22 protein-coding genes and 2 tRNA genes are annotated in these 25,480 nt (G+C 72.0%); 15 read left to right on the forward strand and 9 right to left on the reverse strand.

Annotated elements, in window-relative coordinates:
* Positions 1-168: 168 nt before the first annotated feature.
* The 4 genes from ACFPP6_RS16580 to ACFPP6_RS16595 all read left to right on the forward strand — a co-directional run bounded on the left by ACFPP6_RS16580 (position 169) and on the right by ACFPP6_RS16595 (position 3,474).
* Positions 169-1,296 carry an SDR family oxidoreductase gene (locus ACFPP6_RS16580; protein WP_120753623.1) on the forward strand — a complete coding sequence of 376 codons (1,128 nt, stop codon included), beginning with the start codon at positions 169-171 and terminating at the stop codon, positions 1,294-1,296.
* A gap of 107 nt (positions 1,297-1,403) precedes the next feature.
* On the forward strand, positions 1,404-1,862 hold the full coding sequence (locus ACFPP6_RS16585; protein WP_382042367.1) for a molybdenum cofactor biosynthesis protein MoaE: 459 nt from the start codon (positions 1,404-1,406) through the stop codon (positions 1,860-1,862).
* Positions 1,863-2,047: 185 nt separating this feature from the next.
* Positions 2,048-2,272 carry a hypothetical protein gene (locus ACFPP6_RS16590; RefSeq protein WP_382042370.1) on the forward strand — a complete coding sequence of 75 codons (225 nt, stop codon included), beginning with the start codon at positions 2,048-2,050 and terminating at the stop codon, positions 2,270-2,272.
* Positions 2,273-2,385: 113 nt separating this feature from the next.
* Entirely contained in the window at positions 2,386-3,474 is a 1,089-nt protein-coding gene (locus tag ACFPP6_RS16595) for a YlbL family protein (RefSeq protein WP_382042373.1), read from the forward strand.
* Between the two features lie 21 nt (positions 3,475-3,495).
* Here the strand turns inward: ACFPP6_RS16595 and ACFPP6_RS16600 are convergent, their stop codons facing one another.
* Positions 3,496-4,095, reverse strand: coding sequence for a PPA1309 family protein (locus ACFPP6_RS16600; protein WP_382042376.1), 600 nt, complete (start codon positions 4,093-4,095; stop codon positions 3,496-3,498).
* A gap of 144 nt (positions 4,096-4,239) precedes the next feature.
* Between ACFPP6_RS16600 and ACFPP6_RS16605 the strand changes: the two genes are divergently transcribed.
* From ACFPP6_RS16605 to ACFPP6_RS16620, 4 genes are all read left to right on the forward strand, one after another.
* Entirely contained in the window at positions 4,240-7,152 is a 2,913-nt protein-coding gene (locus tag ACFPP6_RS16605) for a UPF0182 family membrane protein (protein ID WP_382042612.1), read from the forward strand.
* Positions 7,153-7,194: 42 nt separating this feature from the next.
* Positions 7,195-7,268, forward strand: a tRNA-Met gene (locus ACFPP6_RS16610).
* Positions 7,269-7,504: 236 nt separating this feature from the next.
* Positions 7,505-9,382 (forward strand): tetratricopeptide repeat protein, encoded by a 1,878-nt coding sequence (locus tag ACFPP6_RS16615; protein ID WP_382042379.1) that lies wholly within the window; start codon positions 7,505-7,507, stop codon positions 9,380-9,382.
* Positions 9,383-9,462: 80 nt separating this feature from the next.
* Positions 9,463-9,536, forward strand: a tRNA-Met gene (locus ACFPP6_RS16620).
* 97 nt (positions 9,537-9,633) lie between these two features.
* Here the strand turns inward: ACFPP6_RS16620 and ACFPP6_RS16625 are convergent.
* Positions 9,634-10,050 (reverse strand): Fur family transcriptional regulator, encoded by a 417-nt coding sequence (locus ACFPP6_RS16625; protein ID WP_382042382.1) that lies wholly within the window; start codon positions 10,048-10,050, stop codon positions 9,634-9,636.
* A gap of 205 nt (positions 10,051-10,255) precedes the next feature.
* Between ACFPP6_RS16625 and ACFPP6_RS16630 the strand changes: the two genes are divergently transcribed.
* On the forward strand, positions 10,256-11,746 hold the full coding sequence (locus ACFPP6_RS16630; protein ID WP_382042384.1) for a catalase: 1,491 nt from the start codon (positions 10,256-10,258) through the stop codon (positions 11,744-11,746).
* A 140-nt stretch (positions 11,747-11,886) separates the two neighbouring features.
* Here the strand turns inward: ACFPP6_RS16630 and ACFPP6_RS16635 are convergent, their stop codons facing one another.
* Both ACFPP6_RS16635 and hisN read right to left on the reverse strand, forming a co-directional pair.
* Entirely contained in the window at positions 11,887-12,309 is a 423-nt protein-coding gene (locus ACFPP6_RS16635) for a CBS domain-containing protein (protein WP_382042387.1), read from the reverse strand.
* A 157-nt stretch (positions 12,310-12,466) separates the two neighbouring features.
* Complete coding sequence (gene hisN / locus ACFPP6_RS16640) at positions 12,467-13,273, reverse strand: histidinol-phosphatase (protein ID WP_168095317.1); 807 nt, start codon at positions 13,271-13,273, stop codon at positions 12,467-12,469.
* A 126-nt stretch (positions 13,274-13,399) separates the two neighbouring features.
* Between hisN and ACFPP6_RS16645 the strand changes: the two genes are divergently transcribed.
* Positions 13,400-14,050, forward strand: a complete 651-nt coding sequence (locus ACFPP6_RS16645; RefSeq protein WP_382042390.1) for a TetR/AcrR family transcriptional regulator — start codon at positions 13,400-13,402, stop codon at positions 14,048-14,050.
* Positions 14,051-14,102: 52 nt separating this feature from the next.
* On the opposite strand, the gene ACFPP6_RS16650 is transcribed toward ACFPP6_RS16645, so the two are convergent.
* The gene (locus tag ACFPP6_RS16650) at positions 14,103-15,803 is read right to left on the reverse strand and encodes an ABC transporter family substrate-binding protein (RefSeq protein ID WP_382042392.1); all 1,701 of its coding nucleotides are present in this window, start codon (positions 15,801-15,803) and stop codon (positions 14,103-14,105) included.
* 166 nt (positions 15,804-15,969) lie between these two features.
* On the opposite strand from ACFPP6_RS16650, the gene ACFPP6_RS16655 reads away from it, so the two are divergent.
* From ACFPP6_RS16655 to ACFPP6_RS16665, 3 genes are read left to right on the forward strand one after another with little or no spacing between them, the layout of a single operon-like run.
* Complete coding sequence (locus ACFPP6_RS16655) at positions 15,970-16,953, forward strand: ABC transporter permease (protein ID WP_382042615.1); 984 nt, start codon at positions 15,970-15,972, stop codon at positions 16,951-16,953.
* 15 nt (positions 16,954-16,968) lie between these two features.
* Positions 16,969-17,928: an ABC transporter permease gene (locus ACFPP6_RS16660; protein WP_382042395.1), complete on the forward strand. Its 960-nt coding sequence runs from the start codon at positions 16,969-16,971 to the stop codon at positions 17,926-17,928.
* A complete protein-coding gene (locus ACFPP6_RS16665) occupies positions 17,909-19,960 on the forward strand; it encodes an ABC transporter ATP-binding protein (protein WP_382042398.1) in 2,052 nt (683 codons plus the stop codon). The genes ACFPP6_RS16660 and ACFPP6_RS16665 overlap by 20 nt, the downstream gene beginning before the upstream one ends.
* A 210-nt stretch (positions 19,961-20,170) precedes the next feature.
* Here ACFPP6_RS16665 and ACFPP6_RS16670 read toward each other — a convergent pair whose 3' ends face one another.
* The 4 genes from ACFPP6_RS16670 to ACFPP6_RS16685 form a co-directional block, all read right to left on the reverse strand.
* Positions 20,171-20,494: a DMT family transporter gene (locus tag ACFPP6_RS16670; RefSeq protein ID WP_382042400.1), complete on the reverse strand. Its 324-nt coding sequence runs from the start codon at positions 20,492-20,494 to the stop codon at positions 20,171-20,173.
* 87 nt (positions 20,495-20,581) lie between these two features.
* Entirely contained in the window at positions 20,582-21,589 is a 1,008-nt protein-coding gene (gene rsgA / locus ACFPP6_RS16675) for a ribosome small subunit-dependent GTPase A (RefSeq protein ID WP_382042403.1), read from the reverse strand.
* Between the two features lie 20 nt (positions 21,590-21,609).
* Complete coding sequence (gene aroA, locus ACFPP6_RS16680) at positions 21,610-22,980, reverse strand: 3-phosphoshikimate 1-carboxyvinyltransferase (protein WP_336010387.1); 1,371 nt, start codon at positions 22,978-22,980, stop codon at positions 21,610-21,612.
* 130 nt (positions 22,981-23,110) lie between these two features.
* The gene (locus ACFPP6_RS16685; RefSeq protein WP_382042406.1) at positions 23,111-23,824 is read right to left on the reverse strand and encodes a M50 family metallopeptidase; all 714 of its coding nucleotides are present in this window, start codon (positions 23,822-23,824) and stop codon (positions 23,111-23,113) included.
* Between the two features lie 42 nt (positions 23,825-23,866).
* Here ACFPP6_RS16685 and ACFPP6_RS16690 point away from each other — a divergent pair, with 42 nt between their 5' ends.
* Together ACFPP6_RS16690 and ACFPP6_RS16695 are read left to right on the forward strand one after the other, a co-directional pair.
* Positions 23,867-24,700, forward strand: a complete 834-nt coding sequence (locus ACFPP6_RS16690; protein ID WP_382042408.1) for an SOS response-associated peptidase — start codon at positions 23,867-23,869, stop codon at positions 24,698-24,700.
* A gap of 34 nt (positions 24,701-24,734) precedes the next feature.
* Positions 24,735-25,376: an alpha/beta hydrolase family protein gene (locus ACFPP6_RS16695; protein WP_382042411.1), complete on the forward strand. Its 642-nt coding sequence runs from the start codon at positions 24,735-24,737 to the stop codon at positions 25,374-25,376.
* Positions 25,377-25,480 lie beyond the last annotated feature (104 nt).

Consider the following 25,480-nt stretch of genomic DNA (forward strand, 5'->3'; position numbering starts at 1 on the left):
GCCGGCACAGGACCGGCGGCGAATGCCCGACATCACCACCAGCCTAGACACCTCACCGGTATCCGGGCTTGGTGCTTCGCCGACCCGGGGCCTGCGGCAGGATGGACGTCACCTGGTCCGTACGCGTCATCTCTCGTACGTACTGAAGACAACCGCTGGAGACGCCCGGTGAGTTCCCCCGACCCAGAAGTTCGCGCAGCGCGAAACGGTTCCGCGCGAGACAGTACGAGCCCCCACGGCGGCCGAAGGCCCGTCGTGGCGGTCACCGGTGCCGCGCGCGGCGTCGGCGCCCTGCTCACGCAGCGGCTCGCCGTGTCCGAGCACATCAAGCAGGTCGTGGCCATCGACGAGCGCCGTGGCGACGTGACCGAGGCGCAGTGGCACGTGCTCGACGTCCGTGACCCGGCGATCGCCGAGAAGCTGCGCGGTGCCGACGTCGTCGTGCACCTCGCGCTCGACCTCGACCTGGAGACCGACGCCGCCGCCCGCACCGCCTACAACGTGCGCGGCACCCAGACCGTCCTGACGGCCGCCGCGGCCGCCGGGGTGCACCGCGTGGTGCTGTGCACCTCCGCGATGGTCTACGGGGCCCTGCCCGACAACGACGTGCCGCTCGCCGAGGACGCCGAGCTGCGTGCCACCGCCGAGGCCACCGGCGTCGGCGACCTGCTGGAGATCGAGCGGCTCGCCCGCCGGGCGCCGCGCGCCCACCCCGGCCTGAACGTCACGGTGCTGCGGCCCGCCGTCCTCGTCGGCGGCACCGACACCGCCCTGACCCGCTACTTCGAGTCGCCCCGCCTCCTGGTCGTCGCCGGATCCCGGCCGACCTGGCAGTTCTGCCACGTGGAGGACCTGGTCAGCGCCCTGGAGTTCGCCGCCCTGGAGAAGGCCGAGGGGGAGCTCGCGGTGGGCTGCGACGGCTGGCTGGAGCAGGAGGAGGTCGAGGAGCTCTCCGGCATCCGGCGCATGGAGCTGCCCTCCGCGGTCGCCCTCGGGGCCGCCTCCCGGCTGCACCGCCTCGGCCTGACGCCGTCGCCCGCGGGCGACCTCGAGTACACGATGCACCCGTGGGTCGTCAGCGGGAGCCGGCTGCACGAGGCCGGCTGGCGGCCGCGCTGGACGAACGAGGAGGTCCTCGCCGAGCTGCTGGAGGAGGTCTCCGGCCGGCACACGGTCGCAGGCCGCCGCCTGGGCCGCAAGGACGCCACCGCCGCGGGCGCCGCGGGGGCGACCGTGGCCCTGCTGGGCACCGCCGCGCTGGTCCGTCGCGCCCGCAAGGCGCGCCGCCGCCTCTAGGGCCCGCGGCGGGCCCCGGGCCTTGGAGGACCGTCCACAGACCGTCTCGTACGGCTGTTTGAAAGGCCGGTCCTCGCCCACGCCCTCCGTACGGCACGATGGGGGACATGGCCCGTACGTACGATCACCCCGGCGAGCTCGCCGCGACGGATCCGGTCCGCCTTCTGGCGGTCCGCGACACCCCCCTGTCCGTGGACGAGGTCTTCGCCGCGGTCGGCGACCACGCCGCCGGGGGCACGGCGCTCTTCGTGGGCACCGTGCGTGACCACGACGGCGGCGCCGGCGTCCGCGGACTCGGCTATTCCGCGCACCCCACCGCCGAGGCGGAGCTGCGCCGCGTGGCCGAGAAGGTCGCGGCGGACTTCCCGGTCCGGGCGCTCGCGGCCGTGCACCGGGTGGGCGACCTGGAGATCGGCGACCTGGCCGTCGTGGTGGCGGTCTCGTGCCCGCACCGGGCGGAGGCGTTCGAGGCGTGCCGGCGGCTCATCGACGACCTCAAGCGCGAGGTGCCGATCTGGAAGCACCAGGTCTTCTCGGACGGCACCGAGGAGTGGGTGGGCGCTTAGGCAACGGGGGCACCCGGGGGCACCCCCAGCGGTAGCTGGGGGAGGGTGGGCGCGTAGCGTCACCGGTCTCCTGAAGGATCACTTCCGGTTGCGTAACCGGCCCCCTGACGCGAGCGTTGACTGTACGAAAGACTAATCTGCTCATCGGTCTTTTCAGTGGTGGTGTCCGGGGGTCGGAGGTCGGTATGGCGGCACTCGTGTGGTTGCTGATTCCGGTTGCCGCGGCCGTCGTTGCCCTGCTCTGGGGCACCTGGGCCGCTCGTAACCGCAAGAGCGGGGACATCTCGGAGCTCGCGGGGTATGCCCGGTTCCGTGAAGCCATGGAGCGGCGTGAGGCGATGGAACGCCGCGAGGTGACGGAACACCGTGAGGCGAGGGAACCGCAGGATTCCGGTACCGGAGTCTCCTGAAGCGCCCCCCGGCTCGCGCCGGGGCGCCGGCGTGTTTTCGCGAGCCCCGGGTGGCCTCCCCGGACGGACCGCCCCGCGGGTGGACTGTCGGACCCGTCCCGTACTGTCGTTCCATGCCCCGCCGCACCGCGACGATGCTCGCCTCCCTCTTGATGCTGATCGCGCTCCTCTGCGCAGGCGTGCTGATCCCCGTGCCCTACGCGGAGATGTCGCCCGGGCCGACGGTCAACACGCTCGGTGAGCACGACGGGGAGCCGGTGCTGCAGATCTCGGGGCACAAGACGTATCCGACGACCGGCAACCTCAACATGACGACGGTTCGCGTCACCGGCTCGCGGTACCGGATGAACCTGGTGGAGGCGGTCTACGGCTGGATCGCCCACGACAACCTCGTCGTCCCGCACAGCACGCTCTACCCGGACGACAAGACGCCCGACGAGCTCAACCAGGAGACGGCGGAGGAGTTCAGCCAGTCCCAGGAGAGCGCCAAGGTGGCGGCGCTCAAGCAGCTGGGCATCCCGGTCGGCACCCGCACGGTGGTGGCGTCGGTCGTCAAGAACAGCCCGGCCGAGGGGCAGCTGCACGCCGGCGACGTGATCAAGGCCGTCGACGGTACGGAGATCAAGCAGCCCGGGGACGTCGCCAAGCTGGTCACCAAGCACCAGCCCGGCCAGAAGGTCACCTTCCGGATCGTTCCGGCCAAGGAGGCCGCCGCGGCCGAGAAGGAGAAGCGGCAGCCGTCCGTCGAGCAGGACGTGACCCTCACCACGACGAAGGCGTCCGACGACAAGCGCGCCCTGGTCGGCATCCAGGCCGGGACGGACCACACCTTCCCGTTCACGATCAACATCAAGCTGGCGGACGTCGGCGGGCCGAGCGCCGGCCTGATGTTCGCCCTCGGGATAGTCGACAAGCTGACCCCCGGGGACCTGACCGGCGGCAAGTTCATCGCCGGCACGGGGACCATAGACGAGGACGGCAAGGTCGGCCCGATCGGCGGCGTCGAGATGAAGACGGTGGGCGCGCGCTCCAAGGGCGCCCGCTACTTCCTCACGCCCAAGGACAACTGCACGGCCGCCGCGAAGGACAAGCCGTCCGGGCTCACGCTGGTCAAGGTCGACACCATAGGCGACGCCGTCGGCGCCCTGGAGAAGATCCGCAAGGGGGACTCGGCCGGCCTGCCCTTGTGCCAGGCCGGCTGAGCCCCCGCTGCGGGCGCCGCATCAGTCCTCGAACGTCGCCGCCAGCGCCTCCGCCAGCCCCGGCACCAGGTCCGGGCCCGTGAGGACCTCGGTCGGCGAGTCCTTCTCGCGCAGCCGCACCGCGGTCTCCCGCGCCCCGTCCCGCAGCACGGCCACGGTCATCCGCACCTCCTGCCGGTCCGGGTGGGCGGCGACCCACTTGGCGAGCTGCTTCTCGTTCATGCCGTTGGGCACGGTGCCCTCGGCGGACGGCGGCAGCATCAGCCGCTCCACGGTCAGGGCGCACCCCGTCACGGCGTCGGGCCACGCGATGGTGCCGAGGAACTTGTCCAGGGCGGTGCCCGCCGGGACCTCGTCCTGCTCGATCGGGGTGAGGGAGCCGGCCTGGGCGTTCGCGTCGAGGCCGAGCTGATCGGCGAGGCCGGGCTCCTGGAGGCGCAGCTTGGCCGTGTCGACCAGGGCGAACAGCCGCGCGGGCTGGTCCCAGCCGAGGGTGGAGGCGTACTGGTCGATCTCGAGAACGGCGCGGGTCAGCGGGCTGGCCGCCATGGGGACGTCGCCGCCCGGGCCGCCGGGGCCGGACGGGAGGGAGGGGTCGGGGGTGCTGGAAGTGCTGGACATGAGCAATATCGTGCCCTGAGAGTGACCGAAAACGGGAACTGAGTAAAGCCTCGGTAAGTTGCCACCTAGGGCCCTAGTATCGCTGGGCCCTGATCGACAGCTCCCCTGACAGCGAACTTCGAGGTGCGCACCTTGGCTTTCCAGATGCCGGACCGCGGCGGAGGCCCGACAGGGCCACGGATCAGAGTCGGCCGACCGTCCCGGCGGATCCGGACCCTGCTGACCACGCTGGGCGTGCTGGCCGCACTGGCCATGCTCTTCGTGATGTTCGCAGGGTTCTGGACGGACTGGCTCTGGTACCGCTCGGTCGACTACTCCTCGGTCTTCACCACCACCCTCGGCACCAAGATCGGGCTCTTCGCGGTCTTCGGCCTGCTGATGGCACTGGCGGTGGGGACCAACATCTGGCTGGCGCACCGGCTGCGGCCGCCGCTGAGCGCGATGTCGATGGAGCAGCAGAGCCTCGACCGCTACCGGATGAGCATCGCGCCGTACAAGAAGTGGGTGCTCCTCGCGGTCACCGCCCTCGTGGGCCTGGTCGCGGGTGCCTCGGCGGCCGGGCAGTGGCGCACCTGGCTGCAGTGGGTCAACGGCGTCCCCTTCCACCAGAAGGACCCGCAGTTCCACAAGGACATCGCGTTCTACACCTTCGACCTGCCCTGGTACCGCTTCCTGCTGAGCTTCGGCTTCGCGGCCGCGGTGCTGTCGCTGATCGCCGCCGCCCTCGTGCACTACCTCTACGGCGGTCTGCGGCTCACCAGCCCGGGCCACCGGGCGACGGCCGCGGCCACGGGGCACCTGTCGGTGCTGCTCGGCATCTTCGTGGGCCTGAAGGCCATCGCCTACTGGCTGGACCGCTACGGCCTGGCGGTGAAGTCCAGCGGCCTGAAGTCCACCGACGGCTGGACGGGGCTGCGCTACGTCGACGCCAATGCGTATCTGCCGGCCAAGACGATCCTGTTCATCATCGCGCTGATCTGCGCGGTGCTGTTCTTCGCCACGCTGTGGCGGCGCACCTGGCAGCTGCCGGTGATCGGCTTCGGGCTGATGGTGCTCTCGGCCGTCCTGATCGGCGGGCTCTACCCGGCGATCGTGCAGAAGTTCCAGGTCCAGCCGAACGAGCAGGCCAAGGAAGCGCCGTACATCAAGAAGAACATCACGGCGACGCGTGAGGCGTACGGGATCGGCGACGCGGACGTCCAGAACTACAAGGGCAACAGCGACCTGACGGGCAAGGACCCCGAGAAGCTGCGCGCCGCGGTGAATTCGACGGCCAGCCTCCGTCTCCTCGACCCGAACCTCGTCTCGCCCGCCTTCCAGCAGGAGCAGCAGGTCAAGGGGTACTACCAGTTCCCCTCCACGCTGGACGTCGACCGCTACAAGGTGGACGGCAAGGAGCAGGACACGGTCATCGGTCTGCGCGAGCTCAACCTCAAGGGCATTCCCGAGCGCAACTGGATCAACGACCACTTCAAGTACACCCACGGCTACGGCGCCATCACGGCGAAGGGCACCACGACCGACAAGGCCGGGGCGCCCGACTTCACGGCCAAGAGCCTGCCGACCGAGGGCCTGTTCGGCCCCTACGAGCAGCGCGTCTACTACGGCGAGAAGACGACGCAGTATTCGATCGTCGGCGGACCGCAGGAGGAGCTGGACTACTCCTCGGACAAGGGCGAGCGGAGCTATTCGTACAAGGGGAAGAGCGGGGTCAACCTGTCCAACCCCGTCAACCGCGCCGCGTACGCGGTGGCGTTCGGCGAGCCGCAGATCCTCTACTCGGGTGCCATCGGAAAGGGTTCGCGGATCCTTTACCACCGCACCCCCAAGGAGCGCGTCGAGGCGGTCGCCCCGTGGCTGACCATCGACGGCGACGCCTATCCGGCGGTGGTCGACGGCCGCATCCAGTGGATCGTGGATGCGTACACGACGACGAACGGCTATCCGTACGCCTCCCGTACGACCCTCGGCGACACCACGGCCGACTCGCTGACGACCGGCCAGCGCGCCGTCGTCGCCCAGCAGAACCAGGTCAACTACATCCGCAATTCCGTCAAGGCGACCGTGGACGCCTACGACGGCACGGTGAAGCTGTACCAGTGGGACGAGAAGGACCCGGTCCTCAAGACCTGGATGAAGGCGTTCCCCGGCACGGTGAAGGCGAAGAGCACCATCAGCTCCGCGCTGATGGACCACCTGCGCTACCCGCAGGACCTCTTCAAGGTCCAGCGCGAGCTGCTCTCCCGCTACCACGTCACCGACTCGGAGACGTTCTACACCGGCAGTGAGCGCTGGGAGGTGCCGGACGACCCGACCAACACCAAGGGCAACGCGGTCCCGCCGTACTACCTGAGCATGAAGATGCCTCGCCAGGAGAAGCAGACCTTCTCGCTGACGACGACCTTCACGCCCAAGAACCGGACGAACCTCGGTGCCTTCATGGCCGTGGACGCCGATGCCAAGAGCAAGGACTACGGCAAGATCCGGATACTGAAACTGCCGTCCGAGACCTCGGTCTGGGGACCGCGGCTGGCACAGGGCAAATTCAACAGCCACACACCCGTCGCCGACCAGATCAACATCTGGAAGAAGGGCGACTCCGAGGTCGAGTACGGAAACCTGCTGACCGTGCCCCTGGACGGCGGGCTGCTGTACGTGGAGCCGGTCTATCTGCGGGGTGCGGGCTCCAATTACCCGCTCCTGAAGAAGGTGCTGGTGAACTACGGCGACAAGATCGCCTTCAGGGACACCCTCGACGAGGCCCTGGACGAGATCTTCGGCAGCAAGACCGCGCCGTCCAAGCCCTCCGAAGGCACCCAGAAGCCGCCTCCCTCCCAGGACCCCACGGTCAAGCAGGCCCTGAAGGACGCCCAGGACGCCTTCACGGCCGGCCAGAAGGCCCTGGAGAACAAGAACTGGGCGGAGTACGGCAAGGCCCAGGACGCCCTGAGGGACGCCCTCGACCGGGCCGCCAAGGCCGAGGCCAAGGCTGCCGAGAAGAGCGGCGACAAGAGCGGCGACAAGGGCAGCGAGCAGAGCGGCAAGCCCGCAAGTTGATCAAGCTCCACCCTGCGCCGTGGTACGGTTGTTCCACAACAGCGCGGGGTGGAGCAGCTCGGTAGCTCGCTGGGCTCATAACCCAGAGGTCGCAGGTTCAAATCCTGTCCCCGCTACTTCATGACAAGGCCCGGAGTCCAACCTCGGACTCCGGGCCTTGTCGTTCCCGGACCCCGCCGGCCACCCCGGCCGTGCGGTGTCCGGGTGACGCGGACTGTGCGGGTTGTGTGCGGGGCTTCTGTGGAGAGTTTGGAGCCCCGTCGTGTCGGGAAGTCGGGAAGTCGACAAAACGCTGAAGTGACCTCACTGGCTGCGGTATACCAGGTGTACGCGGGTTGCGGGTGGTGCGACGATGGGGCTTATGGGGGACAGGACGACGCTGTGGGAGACAGGCCGGCTTGTAGAGGCTCCCGGTGACGGGAGCGACCAGGAAATGCCGGGGTTCCGCCCCGGCACGGCGGATTCCGCCGACGCCGGCGACGCCGCCGACCTCGAGCTGGAGACCGCACGCCGCCGCGCCGCGGAGAGCGGCGACCCCGCCGCTCTGAGCATGCTCGGCGCCCTTCTGCTGCGCCGCGGGGACCTCGACGGGGCGGAGCGCCACCTGCGCGCCGCCACCGCCGACGGCGACCGCTCCGCCGCCAACAACCTCGGCGTCCTGCTGCACCAGCGGGGCTACGCCGACGAGGCCGCCGGGTGGTGGCGCATCGCCGCCGTCGCCGGTTCCGCCGCCGCCGCGCACGCCCTCGGCCGCTACCACCGCGAGCGCGGGGACGAGCCCGCCGCCGAGTACTGGCTGCGCCAGTCGGCCGAAACCGGGCACGCCCTCGGCGCCTACGCCCTCGCCGACCTGCTGGAGCACCGCAGCGACGTCGGGGCCGAGCGCTGGTTCCGGTCCGCGGCCGAGCGCGGCCACCGCGAGGCCGCCTACCGCCTGGCCAGGATCCTGGACGGCCGGGCGCCGCGCTCGCGCGCCGAGAGCCTGGGCCCGGGCGGCGTCGAGACCTCCGTCCGCGAGCTGCGCGCCGCCGCCGCGGGCGGCCGCGAGGGCGGGGGCCCGGCCCGCGAGGCCGAGCAGTGGTACCGCCAGGCCGCCGCCCGCGGCCACCGCCGGGCCGCCCTGCACCTGGGCACCCTGCTGGAGGGCCGCGGCGAGACCCAGGAGGCCGCCCGCTGGTACCTGACGTCCGCCAAGGACGGCGAGCCCCGGGCCGCCTGCGCGCTCGGCTTCCTGCTGCGCGACGCCGGGGACGGCGACAGCGCCGCCGTGTGGTGGCGCCGCGCCGCCCAGGAGGGCGACGGCAACGCCGCCAACGCCCTGGGCGCCCTGCACGCCGACCGGGGCGAGTCGCAGGAGGCCGAGCGCTGGTACCGCACGGCGCTCGACCACGGCGACGTCAACGGCGCCTACAACCTGGGCCTGCTCTGCGCCGAGCAGGGCCGTACGGCCCAGGCCGAGCAGTGGTACCGCCGCGCGGCCTACGCCGGGCACAAGGAGGCGGCGAACGCCCTCGCCGTGCTGCTGCTCCAGGGCGGCGACGCGGCCGGCGCGGAGCCGTGGTTCTCCAAGGCCGCCGAGGCGGGCAGCGTCGACGCCGCCTTCAACCTCGGCATCCTCTACGCCGGGCGCGACGAGGACCGCGCGGCCTTCCAGTGGTACGAGCGCGCGGCGACGGCCGGGCACACCGACGCCGCCCTCCAGGTCGCCATGGCCCTGCTGCGGGACGGCGACGAGGAGGCCGCCGAGCGCCACCTGCGGGTCGCCGTGCGCGGCGGCAGCGCGGAGGCCGCCTTCCGGCTGGGTGCGCTGCTCGACCGGGACGAGGAGGCCCCCGAGGAGTGCGAGGAGTGGTACGAGCGGGCGGCCCGGCAGGGCCACCGGCGGGCCCAGGTGCGGCTGGGGATGCTCGTCGCCGAGCGGGGCGACGTGGTCGGGGCCGCGCACTGGTACCGCGAGGCGGCCGAGGCCGGCAGCCGCAACGGCGCCTTCAACCTGGGCCTGCTGCTGGCCCGCGAGGGCAGCGAGCCGGAGGCGGCCCTGTGGTGGGCCCGCGCGGCCGAGGCCGGGCACGGACGCGCCGCACTGCGGCTCGCCCTGCTGGCTGCCCGGCGCGGCGACCTCACCGAGGGGCGGCACTGGTGCGACCGGGCGGTCGCGCTCGGCCCCCCGGAGGTGGCGGAGCGCGCGGCGCGCCTGCGCGACGCGCTGCAGCAGGAGCTGACGGCGTAGGGAAGCGCGCAGGTGCAGGGGCGGGCCGGGGCAACCCGTTTGCTTCTCCTGCGCCGAAAGGGTTAGGGTGAAGCTACCGACGCGGGGTGGAGCAGCTCGGTAGCTCGCTGGGCTCATAACCCAGAGGTCGCAGGTTCAAATCCTGTCCCCGCTACTCCAAGGCAAGGCCCGGATCCTCAGGATCCGGGCCTTCGCCGTTTCCGGGCCCTGGCACTCGCGGCCGCCGCCCCCCCGGGCGCCCTCCGGCGCGCTCAGCTTGCGGAGCAGTTGGGGCAGACGCCGCGGTACGTGACCTCGACGGCCGCCACCTGGAAGCCGAAGCGCTCCTCGGCCGGCAGGACGGCCATCAGGTCGCCCGTGGGGTGCACGTCGCGGATGGTGCCGCACTGGGAGCACACCAGATGCTGGTGGGCGTGGTGGGCATTGGGGTCGTAACGCTTGGCGCGCCCGTCCGTGCTCACCTCCATGACCTCGCCCAGGGAGACCAGCTCCCCGAGGGTGTTGTACACGGTCGCGCGCGAGATCTCCGGCAGTAGTTCCGCGGCCTTGGCGTGCACTTCGTCCGCGGTGTAGTGCACGTGGTCCCCGTCCAGGACCTCGGCCACGACGCGTCGCTGTGCGGTCAGCCGCCAGCCGCGTCCCCGGAGCCGTTCCAGCAGGTCACTCATGCCATTCACCTATCAGTCAGATGGGACCAGCGTAGCAGCGGCCCCCGTCCACGATTGGATCTTGTTTTTATGTTAGGTCCATCTTGACTTAGACATTGTCTAATGTAGGATCGAGCTCGGCTCAGGCCAAGCGATCAGGTCAAGCCAGAGCGATCGGGTCCGGCCAGGTGACCGGCCAGGACCCAGTGGCCGAGTGAGGGACGAGATGACGGAGGCACACGTGTCGGTTCAGGGCGAGACCATTCCCACGACGGGCCCGCTGACCACGGAGTCCGGAGCTCCGGTCGCGGACAACCAGAACAGCGAGACCGCGGGTGTCGGCGGTCCCGTTCTGATCCAGGACCAGTCGCTGCTGGAGAAGCTCGCGCACTTCAACCGCGAGCGGATCCCGGAGCGCGTGGTGCACGCCCGCGGCGCCGGTGCGTACGGCACGTTCACCGTGACCGCCGACGTCTCCCGGTACACCCGGGCGAAGTTCCTGTCGCAGGTGGGCAAGGAGACCGAGACGTTCCTGCGCTTCTCCACCGTGGCCGGAAGCCTCGGCTCCGCCGACACGGTGCGCGACCCCCGCGGCTTCGCCCTGAAGTTCTACACCGAGGAGGGCAATTACGACCTCGTCGGCAACAACACCCCGGTGTTCTTCATCAAGGACGCCATCAAGTTCCCCGACTTCATCCACACCCAGAAGCGCGACCCGTACACCGGCTCGCAGGAGGCGGACAACGTCTGGGACTTCTGGGGGCTTTCGCCCGAGGCCACCCACCAGGTGACCTGGCTCTTCGGCGACCGCGGCATCCCCGCCTCGTACCGCCACATGAACGGCTACGGCTCGCACACCTACCAGTGGCAGAACGAGGCCGGCGAGGTCTTCTGGGTCAAGTACCACTTCAAGACCGACCAGGGCATCAAGAACTTCACCCAGGACGAGGGCAACCGCATCGCCGGCGAGGACCCCGACTTCCACCAGCGCGACCTGCGCGAGGCCATCGAGCGCGGCGAGTTCCCCACCTGGACCGTGCAGGTGCAGATCATGCCGGCGGACGAGGCGGCCCAGTACCGCTTCAACCCGTTCGACCTCACCCGCGTGTGGCCGCACGAGGACTACCCGCCGATCGAGATCGGCAAGCTCGAGCTCAACCGCAACCCCGACAACGTCTTCGCCGAGGTCGAGCAGTCCGCCTTCTCGCCGGCGCACTTCGTGCCGGGCATCGGCCCCTCCCCGGACAAGATGCTGCAGGGCCGGCTCTTCGCCTACGGCGACGCCCACCGCTACCGCGTCGGCATCAACGCCGACCACCTGCCGGTGAACCGCCCGCGCGCCACCGTGGCGAACACCTACGGCCGTGACGGCTACGCCTACGACGGCCGCCACGGCCGGTCCAAGAACTACGAGCCCAACAGCTTCGGCGGCCCGCGGGAGACCGGGCAGCCGCTGTGGGGGTCCACCTCCGTCACCGGCGGCACGGGCAACCACGCGGTGGTCTCGCACGCCGAGGACGACGACTTCGTCCAGGCGGGCAACCTCTACCGGCTGATGTCGGAGGAGGAGAAGGAGCGCCTGATCGCCAACCTCGCGGGCTTCATCGCGAAGGTGTCGCGCGCCGACATCGCCGAGCGGGCCATCAACAACTTCCGCCAGGCGGACGCGGACTACGGCAAGCGACTGGAGGCCGCGGTCCAGGCCCTGCGCGGCTAGAGCCCCCCTTTGCGGCTGATCCGCCGCCGCTCTCGCGGAGGTGGTGACTCGCCGTAGGGGTTCCTCAATGGCCGCTTGCCGTACAAACCGGGGAGGCCGGACGCCAATGGGCTCCGGCCTTCCCGGCTGCCCGGAGGCCCTCAGCCCGCCAGCGCCCCCGCCGCCGCGTCCTCCCGGGCCCCGCGCTCGCCCGTCCGCAGCCAGCAGCGGATGATGTCGCGCACCGACACCACGCCGACCGGCCCCTGGCCGTCGAGGACGATCAGGTGGCGGAAGCCGCCGCGCGCCATGGCGTTCGCGGCCTCGTCCAGGGTCCACTCGGGCGCCGCGAAGACGACGTCCGTCGTGGTGTGCGCGTGGGCGGTCTCCCGGTCCGGGTCCTGCCCGGCGCCGACGGAGTTGAGGATGTCCCGCTCGGTGAGGATGCCGAGGCCGCTCGTATCGGGATCGAGGACGACCGCGGCGCCTATCCTGCGCGCGGACATCAGCCTGGCTGCCTGTCGGAGGGTGTGGGCGGGGCCGATGGTGAGGACCACCGTGCTCATGGCGTCGCGGACGAGCATGGCTGGAGCCACCTCCTTGGTGGACCGCGAACCCCCTGCCGGGATTCACAAGTTCACAAGCGTGGGGCCCTCATCGTCACACGGCACGGCGTGCCCAACAAGGGGCGCGCAGGGCTGTAACCGCGCTCGGCGGCACTCCCGGATCCGCCCGGGCACGCTACGTGCGCAGGTAGCCCAGGAGCTCGTCGTGGAGCAGGCCGTTGGACGCGGCGGCGTCGCCGCTGTGCGGGCCCGGCCGGCCGTCCAGCCCGGTGAAGCGGCCGCCCGCCTCCTCCACGATGACCACGTTCGCCGCCATGTCCCACAGGGACAGCTCCGGCTCGGCGCAGATGTCCACCGATCCCTCGGCGACCATCATGTACGGCCAGAAGTCGCCGTAGCCGCGGGTGCGCCAGCAGTCGCGCGTGAGGTCGAGGAAGCCCGGCAGCAGGCCGCGCTCCTCCCAGCCGCTGAGCGAGGAGTAGGCGAACGAGGCGTCCTCGATACGGCCCACGCGGGACGCCTGCAGGCGGGTCGCCGACGTCAGGCTGCGGCCGGTGTACGCACCCGAGCCCCTGGCCGCCCACCACCGGCGGCCCAGCGCCGGTGCCGACACCACGCCCACGACGGGCTCCCAGCTGATCGAGCCGGCGTACTCGGTCTGCACCATCAGGGAGATCAGCGTGGCCCAGACCGGCACCCCGCGCACGTAGTTCTTGGTGCCGTCGATCGGGTCGATCACCCAGCGGCGCGGGCCCGTGCCCTCGCTGCCGAACTCCTCGCCCAGCACCGCGTCGCGCGGCCGTGCGCGCTGCAGGTGACCGCGGATCAGCTCCTCGGCGGCCTTGTCCGCCTCGCTCACCGGGGTCATGTCCGGTTTGGTCTCGACCTTCAGGTCGAGGGCCTTGAACCGGTCCATGGTGGCCGCGTCGGCGGCATCCGCGAGGACATGGGCCAGCCGCAGATCATCGTGGTAGTCGGACATGGCTGAACAGTACCCGTGGCCGCCGCTCCGGCACTCGCGGCCCGCCCAGGGCTCTTGACACCGTATGGCGGCACGTCAATTCTGTGGCCACAGTCGTGGTGCGGCCGGACGGCCGGGGAGGCGACGATGCCCGCGGCACGAGAGCTCTTGCTGGACGCGGCCTTCGCGGCGCTTCGCACCCGGCCCTGGAACGGGGTCCGGATGGTGGACGTCGCGGCCGCGGCCGGGGTCTCCCGGCAGACGCTCTACAACGAGTTCGGCAGCAAGGACGGCCTCGCCCGCGCCCTGGTCCGCCGGGAGGCGGAGGCCTTCCTCTCCGGTGTCGAGCGGGCCCTGACGGCCGCGCCCGCCGGCGCCGCCGCGGACGCCGGGGACCGCTGTGCGGCCGCTGCCTGCTGGATCCTGCGCACGGCCCGGGCCAACCCGCTCGTCCGGGCCGCGCTCACGGGGTGCCGCGGGGAGCGGCTCCCCGCCGCCGCGGCACCCGCCCTGCCGGCCCCGCGGGGGCCGTTCGCCCCTTCCCGGGGGCGCTCCGGGCCGGGCGCCGCGGCCCTCGCCGAGGCCGTCCGCGACCGCACCCTCCGGGCGGTCTCCGGTACGGCCGCCGACCGGGCGCCGGAGGTCACGCGGTGGGCCTGCGAGGCGGCCGTACGGCTGACGTTGTCCTACGTCGTCGCCCCGGGCGCGTCGGACGAGGAGGCCGCCGGCCACGTCGCCCGTCTGGTCCGCACCCTGGTGGGCGAGCAGGCGGCGGAAGCGCCCCGTCCGGAGCAGTGACCGGCCGGGGCGGCGGTTACTGCGGTGGTTGCTTCGGCGGATACGCCGGCGACTACTTCAGCCATCCGATCCGGACGCTGTTCTCGTCGCCCAGCCCCGGCGCACCGGTGTTGGCCAGGCCCTTGCGGATCGCGATGATCTGGGGCCGCTGGTAGAGCGGCACCGAGTGACCGAGCTCCCAGACCTTGGCGTCCGCCTCGTTGTACAGCGCGATCTGCTTCGCGGCGTCCGTGGTCCGGGACGCCTCCACCATCAGTTTGTCCACCTCGGGGGACGAGACCCGGCCGTAGTTGGTGAAGGCGTTGTCGCCGTCCGGCTGCCGGTAGTCCTGGTAGGAGCTGGAGCGGTAGATCCGGTCGACCTGGCGGAACTGCGTGAGGTCGTAGTTGCCGCGGTGGACGTACCGGTCGAAGTAGTCGTCGCCGGGGACCTTGCGCAGGTCGACCTTGATGCCGATCTCGCCGAGCATCTGCTGGGTGAGCTTGGCCTGGTCCTCGGCGAGCGGGACGGCGTCGGCGGGCATCACGTACTCCAGGGCGAGCGGCTTGCCGTCCTTGGTGCGCGGCTTGCCGGCGCCCTCCTCCTTCCAGCCCGCCTCGTCCAGCAGCTTCTTCGCCCGGGCGACGTCCCGCTTGCCGAAGGAGCCGGCGTTGTCCCGGTAGCCCTCCTGGTTCGGCATGAAGAAGTGGTTGTTGACGACCTTGGGCCGGAACGGGAGGTCCTTGCCCGCCACCTTCGCCAGCGCCTCGCGGTCCACGCCCAGCGTCACGGCCTGGCGCGCCTTGACGTCCTGGAGCGGCCCCCGGGCACCGTTCATGCTGAGCGTGACCTGGTCCCAGCGCGCGCCGATGCGGAAGTCGGTGTCCTTGTCGCCCTTCAGGCGCTGGTACGCCTCGGGAGTGGAGGCGGGGGTGTCGTCGATCTCCTTGTTGAGGTAGGCGTCGGTGCGGGCCTTGCTGTCCATGGCCCAGAAGATGTACTTGTCCAGCTTCGGCTTCTCGCCCCACCAGGCGGGGTCCGGGACCAGGGTGATGGTCTTCGCGGTCCTGTCGTACCGGCCGACCTTCCAGGCGTTGCCGGTGACCGGCACCTGTCCCGCCCAGCTCTTGTTGAAGCTGTCCGGGTTCGCGTTGAGGGAGGCCGGGAGCAGCGGGTCGAAGAGCATCTGCCAGTCGGCGAAGGGGGTCGCGAAGGTGACCCGCACCTCGTGCTCGTCCTTGCCCTGCTCGACCTTGGTGATCTGGTCGTAGCCGCTGGTGGAGGCGACCTGGAAGCCCTTGTCCTTGCCGCTGAGCGCCTTCCACTGGGCCTCGAAGTCGGCGACGCCCAGGGGTTTTCCGTCCGACCACCTGGCCTTCGGGTTGAGCTCGTACGACACCACCTGCGGGTCGGTGGAGACGACCTTCGCGGAGGCCAGGTAGTCCGGGTTGGAGTGCGGTACGCCCTTCGCGTCGAAGGTGAACAGGTCGGGCTCCACCAGCGCGGTGATCGCCGCGGCGTCGCCCTGGGTGCCGTCCGTCTGGTTGGGGTTGTACTGGTTGATCCACTGCTGGATCGAGACCTTGTGGATGCCGCCCTGCTTCAGGTCCTCCACCGGGTGCGGGTTGAGGTCCTGGGCGCCGACCGCCGGTGCCGCCTTGTCCTGCGCGCCGTCGTCCGAGGACTTCCCCGAGCCGCTGCCGCAGGCGGTGACCACCAGCGCGGCGGAGACGGCCGCGGCCGCGAGGGCGGTGGCTCTGACGGGCCTGATCATGGCGGATTTCCTCTCATGGGGGACGGACGGCCCGGTCACCGTAAGCACGTCGCTGCCGCCTCAACAGGCCCATACGGTCAAGCGTTTACAGCATTTATCACGCACGAAACACATCCGAAACAGAAAGAAACCGAACGGTAGGTTCCGCCGGATAGTGTCACTCACCGTGCTCGCCTATCTGACGAAACGACTCGGCTACTATGCGCTGCTTTTGGCCGTGGCCGTCTTCCTGTCGTACGTGCTGTCGTCGCTGGCGCTCTCCCCGCGCGGGTACTTCGAAGGCCGCCAACCGCCGCCTCCCGCCGAGTCGGTGGAGGCGCAGCTGACCGCGCTCGGGATCAACGACCACACGCCACTGCTGGAACGATTCGGCACCTGGGCCTCGCACGCCGTGCGCGGGGACTTCGGGCGGACCATCGACAGCAGCAGCGTGGGCGAGGAGTTCGGCCGCCGCGTCGGCGTCAGCCTGCGGCTGCTGCTCGCGGGCACCCTGCTCGGCACGGTGGCCGGCATCCTCGCGGGCGCCTGGGGCGCGCTGCGGCAGTACCGGTTCTCCGACCGCGCCGTCACCGTCTTCGCCTTCCTGCTGCTGTCCACGCCCACCTTCCTCCTCGCAGTCCTGCTCAAGATCGGGGCCATCAAGGTCAACCAGGCCGCGGGCACCGAACTGATCTCCTTCACCGGCGAGAAGACCCCGGGCCTCACCGGCTCCGCGGGCACGCTCCTCGGCGACCGCGCCGCCCACCTGCTGCTGCCCACCCTCTCCATCGCGCTCGGCACCGCCGCCGCCTACAGCCGCTACCAGCGCGGCACCATGCTCGACGTCCTCGGCTCGGACTTCCTGCGCACCGCGCGCGCCAAGGGGCTCACCCACCGCAGGGCCGTCCTCACCCACGGCCTGCGCACCGCGCTCGTGCCCATGTCCACGTTCTTCGCCTACGGGTTCCTCGCCCTGTTCACCGGCGCCGCCTTCACCGAGAAGATCTTCGGCTGGCACGGCATGGGCTCGTGGTTCATCGACGCCATCGGCAAGAGCGACGTCAACTCCGTCGTCGCGGTCAACGTGTTCGCCGCCGTCATGGTGCTGCTCTCCGGCTTCCTGGCCGACGTCCTCCACGCCGCGCTCGACCCGCGCGTCCGCACCAGCTGAGCGAGGCACACGACCGTGACCACCACCGCCACCGTCCCCACCGCCGGCCCCGCCGCGGCCCCACCGCCCGCGGCCCGCGGGCGCGGCCGCACCGCACTGCGCCGCTTCGCCGCCAACCGCAACGCCGTCGCCGGCGCCACCGTCCTGCTGCTGCTGTTCCTGCTGGCCTTCGCCGGCCCCTATCTCACCTCCTGGAGCCACACGGACATCGACTACAGCGCGCTGCGCGAAGCGCCTTCCGCCGACCACTGGTGGGGAACCAACCGCATCGGCCAGGACGTCTACGCGCAGGTCCTCCACGGGCTGCAGAAATCGCTGCTGATCGGCCTGCTCACGGCCCTGACCTCGACCGTGCTGGCCTCCGTCGTCGGCGCCTGCGCGGGCTACTTCGGCGGCTGGGCCGACCGGGCCGTCACCTTCTTCATCGACCTGCTCCTCGTCTTCCCCGCCTTTCTGATCATCGCCATCGTCTCGCCCCGGCTCCGCGACAGCGGCTGGATCGTCTTCGTCGGACTCCTCGCCGTCTTCGGCTGGATGATCACCGCGCGGGTGGTGCGGTCCATGACCCGCTCCCTCAAGGAGCGCGAATTCGTGCGGGCCGCCCAGCTCATGGGGGTGCACCCGCTGCGCATCATCGTGCGCCACGTCCTCCCCAACATCTCCTCCTTCCTCATCGTCGACGCCACCATCGCCGTCGGCGGCGCCGTGATGAGCGAGACCGGCCTGTCGTACTTCGGCTTCGGCGTGCAGCCCCCCGACGTCTCCCTCGGCACCCTCATCGCCGACGGCTCCGACGCCGCCCTCACCTACCCCTGGATGTTCTTCTTCGCCGCCGGACTGCTCGTCGTCTTCGTCCTCGCGGTCAACTTCCTCGGCGACGGCCTGCGCGACGCCCTCGACCCCACCTCGGGCCACCACCGCACCAGGCGCCGCCCGCGCCGGAAGGGAACCACCCATGACCGCGCCGCCCGCTGACGCGGTGACCCCGGCCCGTACGGCCGCCCTGGCCGTACGGGACCTGCACGTCGACTTCGACGGGCCCGAGGGGCCGGTACCCGCCGTCCGCGGCGTCGACCTCACCCTCGCCCGCGGCGAAGTCCTCGGCCTCGTCGGCGAGTCGGGCTCCGGGAAGTCCACCGTCGCCCTCGCCACCATGGGACTGCTGCCCCGCACCGCACGCGTCCGCGGCTCCGTCCTGGCCGGCGGCACCGAGATGCTCGGCGCGGGGGAGAAGGCGCTGTCCCGGCTGCGCGGCAGCCGCGTCGCCATGGTCTTCCAGGACCCGCTCTCCGCGCTCACCCCCGTCCACCGCATCGGCGACCAGATCGCCGAAGCCGTCCGCATCCACCAGGACGTCACGCGCGACCGGGCCCGCCGCCGCGCCGTCGAACTCCTCGACCTCGTCGGCATCCCCGACCCCGCCCGGCGCGCCCGCGCCTACCCGCACGAGTTCTCCGGCGGCATGCGCCAGCGCGCGATGATCGCCATGGCCGTCGCCAACGACCCCGACGTCATCCTCGCCGACGAGCCCACCACCGCCCTCGACGTCACCGTCCAGGCCCAGATCCTCGACGTCCTGCGCACCGCCCGGCGCGAGACGGGCGCGGCGCTGCTCCTCGTCAGCCACGACCTCGGCGTGATCGCCGGCATGGCCGACCGCGTCGCCGTGATGTACGCGGGCCGCGTCGTGGAGAGCGCGCCCGTGGACGAGCTGTTCGCCGCGCCGCGCATGCCGTACACCATCGGGCTGCTCGGCGCCGTGCCCCGCCCGGACGCCGGCGGGCGCCCGCTCACCCCCGTCCCCGGCTCACCGCCCGACCTGCGGAAGCCGTCCGGCGGCTGCCCCTTCGCACCCCGCTGCCCGCTCGCCGACGACGCCTGCGCCGGTGAACCCGCGCTCGCAGGGTCCGGCGGCCACCTCGCGGCCTGTGTGAAGACGCCCGGCCCCGGCCTCTACCCGGTGCCCGTCCTTCCGCCCGTACGCGCCGCCACCGACGTGCCCCGCGGCGAACTGCCCGCCGTGCTGCGCGTCCGGGGGCTGACCAAGACCTTCCCGGTGTACAAGGGCGCCGCCTTCCGCCGCCGCGTCGGCAGCGTGTACGCCGTCGACGGCGTCGACCTCGACATCCGGCGGGGAGAGACCCTGGGGCTCGTCGGCGAGTCCGGCTCCGGCAAGTCCACCGCCCTGATGGAGATCCTGCGGCTGGCCGCCCCCGAGTCCGGGGAGGTCGAGATCCTCGGCCGCTCCGCAGCCACGCTGACGAAGCGCCAGGCGCACGCCCTGCGCGGCTCCGTACAGATCGTCTTCCAGGACCCCATGGCGAGCCTCGACCCGCGGATGCCGGTCGGCGAGATCGTCGCCGAGCCGCTGCGCGCCCAGGGCCACGGGCGCGCGGCCGTCGCGGGCCGCGTTCCCGGACTGCTGGAGCTCGTCGGCCTGGAGGCCGGCCACGCGGACCGCTTCCCGCACGAGTTCTCCGGCGGGCAGCGGCAGCGGATCGGCATCGCGCGGGCGCTCGCCGTCGAACCCGAGCTGCTCGTCCTCGACGAACCGGTGTCCGCGCTGGACGTGTCCGTACAGGCCGGCGTGCTCAACCTGCTGCAGCGCCTCAAGCGCGAACTGGGCCTCGCCTACCTCTTCGTCTCGCACGACCTGGCCGTCGTGCGGCACATAGCGGACCGCGTCAGCGTCATGTATCTCGGCCGCACCGTGGAATCCGGTCCGGTCGAGGAGGTCTTCTCCCGGCCGCGGCACCCGTACACGCAGGCGCTGCTGTCGGCCGTACCGGTGCCCGATCCCTCACGGGAGCGCTCCCGCGAACGGATCCTGCTGGCGGGCGACCCGCCCAGCCCCGAAGTACGGGACGAGGGGTGCCGGTTCCGCGGGCGGTGCGGGGTGTACGCGGGGCTGGGGGACGCGGAGCGGTCGCGGTGCGAGGGGGTGCGGCCGGTGCCGCGGCCCTTCGGCGATGGCCAGGTGGCGGCATGCCACTTCGCCGAGGCGTAGCGGCTCGGGTGGGGTCCGGCACCGCCGCCGGACAGTGCCCTTGCGGCCGATCACCGTTGCGGCGGCCATGAGGAGCTGAGCCCCTCGGCCCCAGGCCTTCGGCGGGGAGAAGAGCTTTCCGCCGCAACGGAGTTGCACCATCGCGGCGGGGGCCCGGCGGAACGCGCAGTCACCGGAACCGGTACGTACGTGACGAGCCGCCGGCCGGGCTCAGTGTGCCGAGCCCGACAGCTGCAATCCCATGACCCCCACGATCACCAGGCCGATCGACACCAGCTTCAGCGTCGAGACCAGGTCGCCGAGGAAGACCATGCCGTAGATCGCCGTGCCGGCCGCGCCGATGCCCGTCCACACGGCGTAGGCCGGGCCCACATCGAGCTTCTTGAGGGAGAGCGTCAGCAGGCCGAAGCTGCCGAGCGCGAAGCACGCGAACGCGATCGTCGGCCACAGCCGGGTGAAACCGTGGGAGAGCTTGAGACAGACCGCGAAGCCGGTTTCCAGCAGTCCGGCGACCACGACCAGCAGCCACGCCATCAGTTTGCCTCCCGTGTCTCGTGACCGCCGTCCGTCCCGGTGTGCTTGATGGCCTTGCCACTGGCGGTCACTCGCAAACGTAGGCGATCAATCGCCTTCGCGTCGCTCCCGCGTGGAAAGCAGCCGGCGCAGCGAGTAGAGCCGCTGCGGATCGGCGTGACCCTCGGCCGCCCACGCGTCCAGTGCGCAGTCCGGTTCGTCGTGGCTGCAGGCCCGCGGGCAGCCCTCCGTGCCCGGCTCCAGGTCGGGGAAGGCGTGGATGACGCGGGACGGATCGACGTGGTTGAGGCCGAACGACCGGACGCCCGGGGTGTCGATGACCCAGCCCGAACCCCCGGGCAGGGGCAGGGCCAGCGCGGAGGTCGTGGTGTGCCGGCCGCGGCCGGTGACCGCGTTGACGTGGCCGGTGGCCCGCTGCCGGTCCGGGACGAGCGCGTTGACCAGAGTCGTCTTGCCGACGCCGGAGTGGCCGACGAAGGCGGTGACCCGTCCCGCCAGCCGCTCGCGGACCCGGTCCGCGGCGCCGCCGTCCGCGAGCTCCTCGCGGCTGGTGACCACGTGGTGCACGCCCAGCGAGCCGTAGGACTCCAGGAGCTTGTCCGGCGAGGCCAGGTCCGACTTCGTCAGGACGAGCAGCGGCTCCAGGCCCGCGTCGAAGGCGGCGACCAGACAGCGGTCGATGAGCCGGGGCCGCGGCTCGGGGTCCGCGAGGGCGGTGACGATCGCGAGCTGGTCGGCGTTGGCCACCACCACGCGCTCGAAGGGATCGTCGTCGTCCGCCGTGCGGCGCAGCACCGACGAGCGCTCCTCGACCCGCACGACGCGCGCGAGCGTGTCCTTGGCGCCGGACAGATCCCCGACGACCGCGACCCGGTCACCGACCACGACCCCCTTGCGGCCCAGCTCGCGGGCCTTCATCGCCATCACGATCCGGTCCTCGACCAGACAGGTCAGCCGGCCGCGGTCGACGGTCAGGACGAAGCCCTCCGCGGCGTCCTCGTGCTTGGGGCGGATGTTGGTGCGGGGGCGGTTTCCCTTGCGGTTGGGGCGGACGCGGACGTCGTCCTCGTCGGGGTTCTTGCCGTAGCGGCGCATTGCTGGCTTTCCTGGATCTCTCAGACTCTCGGCGCCGTCGCCGCCCCCGCGACGGTCCCCAGCATCCCGGTCCACAGCTCCGGGAAGTCGGGCAGGGTCTTGGCGGTGGTGGCCACGTTCTCCACCTGGACGCCGTCGACCGCGAGGCCGATGACGGCGGCCGCGGTGGCGAGCCGGTGGTCCTCGTAGGTGTGGAAGACGCCGCCGTGCAGCGGGCGCGGGCGGATGTGCAGCCCGTCCTCGGTCTCGGTGACGTCGCCGCCGAGCTCGTTGATCTCCTTGGCCAGGGCGGCCAGCCGGTCCGTCTCGTGCAGCCGCAGGTGGGCGATGCCGCGCAGGGTGGACTCGGAGTCGGCGAGCGCCGCGACGGCGGCGATCACGGGGGTCAGCTCGCCGACCTCGTGCAGGTCGGCGTCGATGCCGGTGATGCGGCCGGTGCCGGTGAAGGTCAGGCCGGCCTCGGTCAGCTCGCAGGAGCCGCCCATCGCGGTGAAGATCTCCCGCAGGGCGTCGCCGGGCTGGGTGGTGCGCTCGGGCCAGTCGGGGACGGTGACGCGGCCGCCGGTGACCAGGGCGGCGGCCAGGAACGGCGCCGCGTTGGACAGGTCCGGCTCGATCACGACGTCGCGGCCGAGCAGGGCGCTGGGGGAGACCCGCCACACGTTCGGCTCGCCGCCGGACTCGGGGGTGTCCACCTGCGCACCGGCCTGGCGCAGCATGTCGACGGTCATCCGGATGTGCGGCATCGAGGGCAGCACGGAGCCGACGTGACGGACCTCGACGCCCTGGTTGAAGCGCGGCCCGGACAGCAGCAGCGCGCTCACGAACTGCGACGAGGAGGAGGCGTCGATCTCGACGGTGCCGCCCTCCAGGGCGCCGCCGCCGTGCACGGTCAGGGGCAGGGCGCCGCGCTCGTTGTCGTCTATGCGGGCGCCCAGGGCGCGCAGCGCGTCGATCACGCCGTGCAGGGGGCGCTCGTAGCTGCGCGGGTCGCCGTCGAAGCGGATCGGGCCGTCGGCCAGGCTCGCCACGGGCGGCAGGAAGCGCATCACGGTGCCGGCGTTGCCGACGTCCACGGTGGCGGGGCCGCGCAGCCGCGCGGGGATCACCCGCCAGGCCTCGCCGGAGCCGGCCGGGCCGTCCGCGTCGCCGGAGCTGGAGGAGACCGTCTCTTCGATGCCGACGCCCATGGCGCGCAGCGCCTCGGCCATCAGCAGGGTGTCGCGGGAGCGCAGGGGGCGGCGCAGCCAGCCGGGCTCGGAGGCGAGCGCGGCCAGCACCAGGGCGCGGTTGGTGACCGACTTCGAACCGGGCACGGTGACGGTCGCGTCGACCGCTCCCGTGGCGAGGGGGGCTGGCCAGAGGTCTGTGTGCGCAGGGTTCTCGGTCATGCCTTTACCTTACTGACGTTCGCCGCGTGGTTCGGTCCCCGAAGTCCTATGGCCCGAGGTTCCCGGCCCGGGCGGCGGCCGCCGGTGCCCCGTGCGTGCCCGGTGCGTGCCCCGTACGCGCCCCTCCCGGTCACAGCCCCAGCAGCCAGCGCCCCCCGCCGGTCAGCGCGCACAGCGAGATCACATGGAAGAAAACCAGCCACACCGTGGCGGGCAGGTGGGTGAGCCGGGCGAGCTGGTCCGCGTCCGAGTCCGGGGCCCCTCCGTAGCGGCGCTTGCTCTGCAGCTCGAAGGCCGGGCGTACGCCGCCGAGCAGCAGGAACCACACGACCCCGTACGCGAACAGGGCCTGCACGTCGGGCCCCGCCAGCCAGGAGACCAGCACGAACAGGGAGCCCGAGAGCACCACCGTCAGCACCCCGTAGGCATTGCGGATCATCAGCAGCATCGCGGCGAGCAGCGCCGTTGCGACCCACAGCAGCGCCGTGATGTGACCCGCGGAAAGCAGCCAGGCGCCGCCGAGCCCCAGCAGCGAGGCGGCGGGGTAGCCCGCGGCGGCGGTGAGGATCATGCCGAGGCCGGTCGGCTTGCCGCGCGACACGGTCAGGCCGGAGGTGTCCGAGTGCAGCCGGATGCCCTCCAGGCGCCGCCCGGCGAGCAGGGCCACCAGGCCGTGGCCGCCCTCGTGGGCGATGGTGACGGCGTTGCGGGTCACCAGCCATATGCCGCGCGGGGCCACCGCCGCGAGGGCGACGAGCCCCGTGGCGGCCACCAGCCACACGGAGGGCGCGGGCTGGGTCCCCACCACGCGGTCCCACAGGGCGGTGGCTTCGGTGCTGTCCATTTGTGCGCGGCTCCTCGTGGGTCCGTGGCAGGGTTGGCGAACATGTGCGGTCGATATGCGGCGAGCCGGGAGCCCGAGGATCTCGTGGGGCTCTTCGGCATCGGGAAGTGGGAGCCGTCCGAGGCCCTCGCCCCGGACTGGAACGTGGCCCCGACGAAGAGCGTCCATGCGGTGCTCGAACGTCCTCTGAAAGACGCAGCCGACCGGCGTCCGGTTCGCCAGCTGCGCCCGCTGCGCTGGGGCCTCGTCCCGCCGTGGGCGAAGTCGCCCGAGGGCGCCGCGAAGATGATCAACGCCCGGTCCGAGACCGTCCACGAGAAGCCGTCCTACCGGCAGGCCTTCGAGAGGCGCCGCTGTCTCATACCCGCCGACGGATACTACGAGTGGGTCACCGGAGCGGCCGAACGGGAGCTGGAGGAGCAGGGCCGCAGGAAGCGCACCCGGAAGCAGCCCTACTTCGTCACCCCGGCCGACGGCTCGGTCATGGCGATGGCCGGGCTGTACGAGTTCTGGCGCGACCCCGCACTGCCGCCCGACCACCCCCAGGCCTGGTGGGCCACCTGCACGGTGATCACGACGGAGGCCGAGCCCGCGCCGTTCGCCTCCGCGCAGGGGGACGCGGCCCCGGACGGCGGCGGGCCCCGCTCCCTGGCCGAGATCCACCCCCGGATGCCGCTGGTGCTGCCGCCGGACCGGTGGGACGCCTGGCTGGACCCGGCGTGCACGGACGTGGAGGAGCTGCGCGCCCTGCTCGCCCCGCCGCCCGCGGGTTCCGTCCGCGCCTATCCGGTCGCGACCGCGGTCAGCGACGTCCGCAAGAACGGCCCCGAGCTCCTGAAGGAACTGGACGCGCCGGAGGAAGCGACGCTGTTCTGAGGGGTTTCCGGGCGCGGTGGACGAAGATGGACGGGTGATCGAGACCGTTCCCACCCCCGCGGGCGACGCCCGGATCCACTGGTACGCCGCCCCGCGGGCGCGCCTCGTGCTCGCCCTCGGCCACGGCGCCGGCGGCGGCATCGAGGCCCGTGACCTGCAGGCCCTCGCCGCCGCGCTGCCCGCCCGCGGCGTCACCGTCGCCCTGGTGGAGCAGCCCTGGCGCGTCGCCGGCAAGAAGGTCGCCCCGGCGCCGAAGACGCTGGACGCCGCCTGGACGGCCCTGTGGCCGGCGCTGCGCAAGCCCGGACAGCCGGTCGTGGCGGGCGGCCGCAGCGCGGGCGCCCGCGTCGCCTGCCGCACCGCGGCCGGCCTCGGCGCCGTCGCCGTGCTCGCCCTGAGCTTCCCGCTCCACCCGCCGGGCAAGCCGGAGAAGTCCCGCGCGGAGGAGCTGACCGGTGCCGGCCTGCCCACCCTCGTCGTCCAGGGGGCCAAGGACCCGTTCGGCCGCCCCGAGGAGTTCCCGCCCGGCACCCGCCTGGTCCCCGTGCCGTACGGGGACCACGGCTTCGCCGTGCCGAAGAAGGCGGACGTCGGGCAGGAGGAGGCCCTGGCCGGCCTCACCGGGGCCGTCGCCGACTGGCTGGACGGCCTCGACGACGCCGGCGCCGGCCACTGAAGCCGCCGGCGCGGCAGCCGGATCCGCCGCAGCCTCGGAATTCCGGATTCCGGAAGAGCCGTTGAATTCCGGAGGGTTCCGGGAATGCCCCGCGCCCGGGCGAT

Source organism: Streptomyces aureoversilis, from assembly GCF_042657885.1.
Classification (GTDB): Bacteria; Actinomycetota; Actinomycetes; order Streptomycetales; family Streptomycetaceae; genus Streptomyces; species Streptomyces aureoversilis.